Raw genomic sequence first — 4,170 nt, forward strand, 5'->3', positions numbered from 1 at the left:
GATATAGCCGGCGATGTTGAACCCAGCGTCGGGAATTGTGACCGGCGCGCCGGGGTCCCACGGCAACTGTGCTTCGGATTTCGGCTCTGAGCCGCCGAAGGGCACCTCGCCATAGGAGCGGGCGCTTGGCAGATGATCGTCGCCGTAGGACAGCGCGCGGCCCGCCATCAAGCGGGCGTCGTCCAAGGTCCGCCCCCAGATGACACCCGGTGGGAGAGGACGCTCGCTTTCCCAGTCGGCGGCGACAGCTTGCGCGGCCCGGGCAACCGCCGCCTCGATCGCGTCCGCGTCGGCGGAAGCGAGTCCGACCGCAGCTTCGAGATCGCGCAAGGCACGGTCGAGAAGCATGTGGACCAGGTCGCCGACATCGAGTGCGTCGAGCACCAGCGGCTCGGCGCTGCTCTGTGGCTCGCGCCATCCGAATGCATAAACCCAAACGAAGCTGAGCGGGTTGCGCAGCAGGCGGCGAAGCGAGCTGGCCGACTGTGTCCGGCCGAGGATGGCGAGAACGAGCGGATGATCTGCCCGGATGAGACCGTCATGGGCTGTGATTTCGGGACGCCGCCAATCTCGCCAGCAGCTTTGCGCGCTGACCGCCTGCGGATCGGTTGCGAACTCCTGTGGCCGGGCCATGAGACGATCGGTCTCACTGAAAGCATGCACCGGCACGGCGTTGCGGCGGAGGTAGATTTCTTCGCGATGCCCGGCGAGCAGCGGGCTGCCTCCCAGGAGGCGCCCGTCGCTGTCGCGCCGGGCGCGCGAAAGGACGACTTCGCCGCCCGTCGTCGCCAGGATCGTGTCGAAGTCGCGGCGATCGGCGAGGCTCACCGGAAGCGGATCGAGCACGGCGGTCGGGATGATATGGTCCGGGATCAGCCGGTCTTCGGCGATCCCGCGCGGCCAGCGCGAGGAGTTGAGGCCGATCAGCCGCACGAAACGGCGGGGCGACGCCGCGAGTGCGCTCGCCGGCATCCATGCAACGGACACGCACGCTTCCAGCCCGTCATCCTGCTTCAGGGTTTCCAGGGTGGCGTCGATTGAGGCGCCAGGTCCGGCGAGCAGCGCCTTGCGCCAGATCGCGAGCGCCCGACCTTTGAGGAAAGCCTCGCCGATGTCCGCTGCGGCGTCCGGTCCTTTTGCAAGCAGCTCGACAGCCGCGCGCAGAGCCGGAGCGTGATCCGCGCCGTCGGGCCAGTCCTCGGGCTTCAGCTTGGCCAGCAGGCGGTTCCAGGCGCCGTGCGTCGAGAGGGGGGCATCTGTCGGCAAGACGCGCAGCCAGCCATCGGGCAGAGCCCCGAAAGGGCCGGTGTCCCGGCACAGCGCCGCGAGTCGGCGCAGGCGCGACTGCGACAGGCCACGAACGACGATGTCAGCCAGCGCGGCGGCGGACTGGCCTTCGCGGGTGGTGACGGCCCTGACGCCATGGACGAAGTGCATGTCGATATTGGCATCCGCGCGCAGGGCGAGGAAGTGATCGTCATAATCGGCGGGCGAGGTGGTGGCGATCGCGATGCCGGACGGCACCGCGCGCCCGGAGGCGAGAAGCGACCGCGCCCAACGCATGGCCTCGATGGCTTCGTGATAGGCTGTCGCCGCGCTGACGGCGCTGATTTCCGGCGCTTCCGCCGACGATCGCGAGACGTTGACGCCCGTGGTTTCCAGCCACGCGGGAACGCTCCTCGATCGAGCCGTCCATTGCACGGGGATGTGCGCGGTGAGCGCCTTCAGCAGCGGCCGCCAGCAGGGCGAGAGTTCGGTGAGGCCGGCGATCTCCACGGGGCCGAGAACGGCAGGTGCATGGGCGATACGGCTGGTCGCACCTGCGACGATGTCGACGGGACGCATCATACCGGGCGGAAGCTGCTCGAGGACTGCCGCTTCCAAGCGCGCAATGGCGTCAAGGCGCGGATGGTCGGCTGCTCGCGCTGCCAGGTCGATACCAGCGCGCCAAGCCTTGTATAGCGTGTCGGCCGCTGAATCGATCATGCCGGGGAGCGACTTGATGCTCTCCAGCTCGCCCATCGGCGTCGCGGGCAGGGCCGCCTGGATGGCGACGCGCAGATTCTCATCGTCGATCGGCTGGGCGAAGCCGCCGGCGAGCCGAACGGCCGCCTGCTCGAAAGACATGACCTGCAGGCCGTGGCGATCGTCGCGGGCCGCCGCCAGGCGGCCTTCCCGCATGGCGAGGCGACCGTGAACGACCAAGGTGGACCGGCTGGCGATGGCCATAATTATTTGCCTTCCTTCTGAGGCTTGGTCTGATCGGGGCGCCGGCTCAGCGCCGGTGCTGCCGCGCTTGGCGAGCGCGTGACAGTTGTGCGGAGGCATCTGTCGCGAGGCTTAGTTTTTGCGGAGACGGACTCATTCGTAGAGCTCTCAATAGCAGTCCGACAGTAGAGTGCCGGGCGAGATGCTTCGGATGGAATGTAATCCACAAGTTTATTAGTATGGTTGGCCCGATATGCGGCTCCAGAGACGTCGCCAGAAACCTGGTGTGGCCTTTGGTAGCGCGGGCTGAGCGGAAGGTTCGACCTTCGGCGAATGCCCGTAGAAGCGCGCCTTGGCAACGCGATCACGGCGACGCTCGGCTTCGATCTGCTTGTCGCCCCAGGGACCGGCTTCGATGACTTGGCCGCGGTCGATCACATAGTGTGACCGGCACTTCAGCGTCCAATTGCCGATGGATGGACGCAGCGAGACGGTCTCACCGTCGAACGTCATCTTCCAGTCCGTCGGCGTGAAGGGCGCGATCACCTCTTCGCCGCAACCGCAGCAGCAGCTGTGCGCCGATGTCGCATACTCCATCGAAACATAGAGAATGCCCGCGTCGAGGCGCTCGGGGATGTGCTCGACGAAACGACGCGCCGATCGCCTCGAGCTTCTCCACGATCGACCGCTTTGCATCACCGGCGTCGAGGGATAGGAACGCAAAGGTGACGCCATCGAGAAGGTGGAGGTTGTCGGCGCCGAGTTCGACGTCGTGCGGCACGATGTTCCGGTGCATCCGGCTGTAGATGCGTTTCAGATACTCGACCTTGTTCGGCGCCTCTCGCAGTTCCTCCAGGCTCGGGGCGCCCGGCGCGCGAAACGCATTGTGGGTCAGGAACTCGTCGCTGTCGAACAACCGGATTTCGCGGACCGGCGTCTTGCCGACGAACTCACGGATGTAGCCACCGGTGCCGCCGCCGCCGATGATGGCGACCCGCTCGTTGACGAACCGCTCCTCAGGGCGCCGATGCCGACCCGGTCGGAGGCGGTCTCGACGTAGTTGAAGACGCTGTCTTCCTCCGGCTCCGGTTCGCGGAAGGTGCGCGGCGTCGCCCCAGCCTTCACCACCGCGGCCGGCCCGGCGATCATATTCACGTAGCTCGTCATCTTGTGGTGGTAGTCCGTGTAGCCGCAGTCCGGCTTGCTGGAGAAGGCGTGCGTCGCCTTCAGGCCGTGGCGAGGTCGAACGCGCCGGCCGCGTGCGATATCCCCTGGATCGGTGTTCCATCGGCATGGCAAGGGAAGTCGCCGTTTCAGTGAACGACGTGGGTGTCGGGCGTCCGGTCCGATCACCAGCCAGCGTGAGGCTGGAGATGAGGGTGCCAATGCTCACCTGCGGTGCGCATCGACATAGGGCACCTCGCGCATGACGAGATGACCGCACTTCTGCTGGACGACGCCTTGTTCAAGAAGGTCAGGAGCAGGATGCGCCGCGGATCGACGTCCTCTTCCAGAAGGCCTTCGACGCGCGCGATTAGCGTCTGGGTCTTGCCGGTGCCGGGACCCGCTTCAAGCAGATAGGCTTCACCGCGATGCGCTGCCGCCGCGGCTTGCAGTGGATTCAATGGCCGCTCGACATGCGCGGCGGCGGTCGTCGGCGGAATTGGCGGCGGCAGCAAAGCGTCTAACAACTGCTGCGTGACGACGTCGAACGGTGCACCGAGCTTCGCGGCGATGGCGGACGCGGAAAGCCGATCGTCGACATGAAGCATGCGCACGACGGGGCGAGGAAGCAGCAACTCGCGCGCGAACAGACCCATCTGGACTTCGCGCTGTTGCTTGCGTCCATAGTCGACAACCCGATCCATCCCGACCGGCGACGGCTCGGCCGCACGGGCCGTGTCGATCGTCGGCACCGATTCGCCATCTGGATCGTCGCCAAGCTCGACATGGCCCATCTCG

The 4,170-nt window shown here is 66.5% G+C and carries 3 protein-coding genes and 1 pseudogene; all 4 read right to left on the reverse strand.

What is annotated here, in order from left to right; all coding sequences use genetic code 11:
* Positions 1-2,229, reverse strand: a 2,229-nt coding sequence (locus EOA79_RS30105; protein WP_128293567.1) for a PD-(D/E)XK nuclease family protein, incomplete at its 3' end; no start/stop codon positions are given.
* Positions 2,230-2,442: 213 nt separating this feature from the next.
* Positions 2,443-2,904 carry a DUF6527 family protein gene (locus EOA79_RS30110; protein ID WP_128161235.1) on the reverse strand — a complete coding sequence of 154 codons (462 nt, stop codon included), beginning with the start codon at positions 2,902-2,904 and terminating at the stop codon, positions 2,443-2,445.
* 195 nt (positions 2,905-3,099) lie between these two features.
* On the reverse strand, positions 3,100-3,561 hold the full coding sequence (locus tag EOA79_RS34330) for a DUF6791 domain-containing protein (RefSeq protein WP_348631874.1): 462 nt from the start codon (positions 3,559-3,561) through the stop codon (positions 3,100-3,102).
* A gap of 101 nt (positions 3,562-3,662) precedes the next feature.
* A pseudogene (locus EOA79_RS30120) lies at positions 3,663-4,170 on the reverse strand (UvrD-helicase domain-containing protein); the annotation flags it as partial.

Origin of the sequence: Mesorhizobium sp. M1A.F.Ca.IN.020.03.2.1 (genome assembly GCF_004023205.1) — a bacterium.
In the GTDB taxonomy this organism is placed as follows: domain Bacteria; phylum Pseudomonadota; class Alphaproteobacteria; order Rhizobiales; family Rhizobiaceae; genus Mesorhizobium.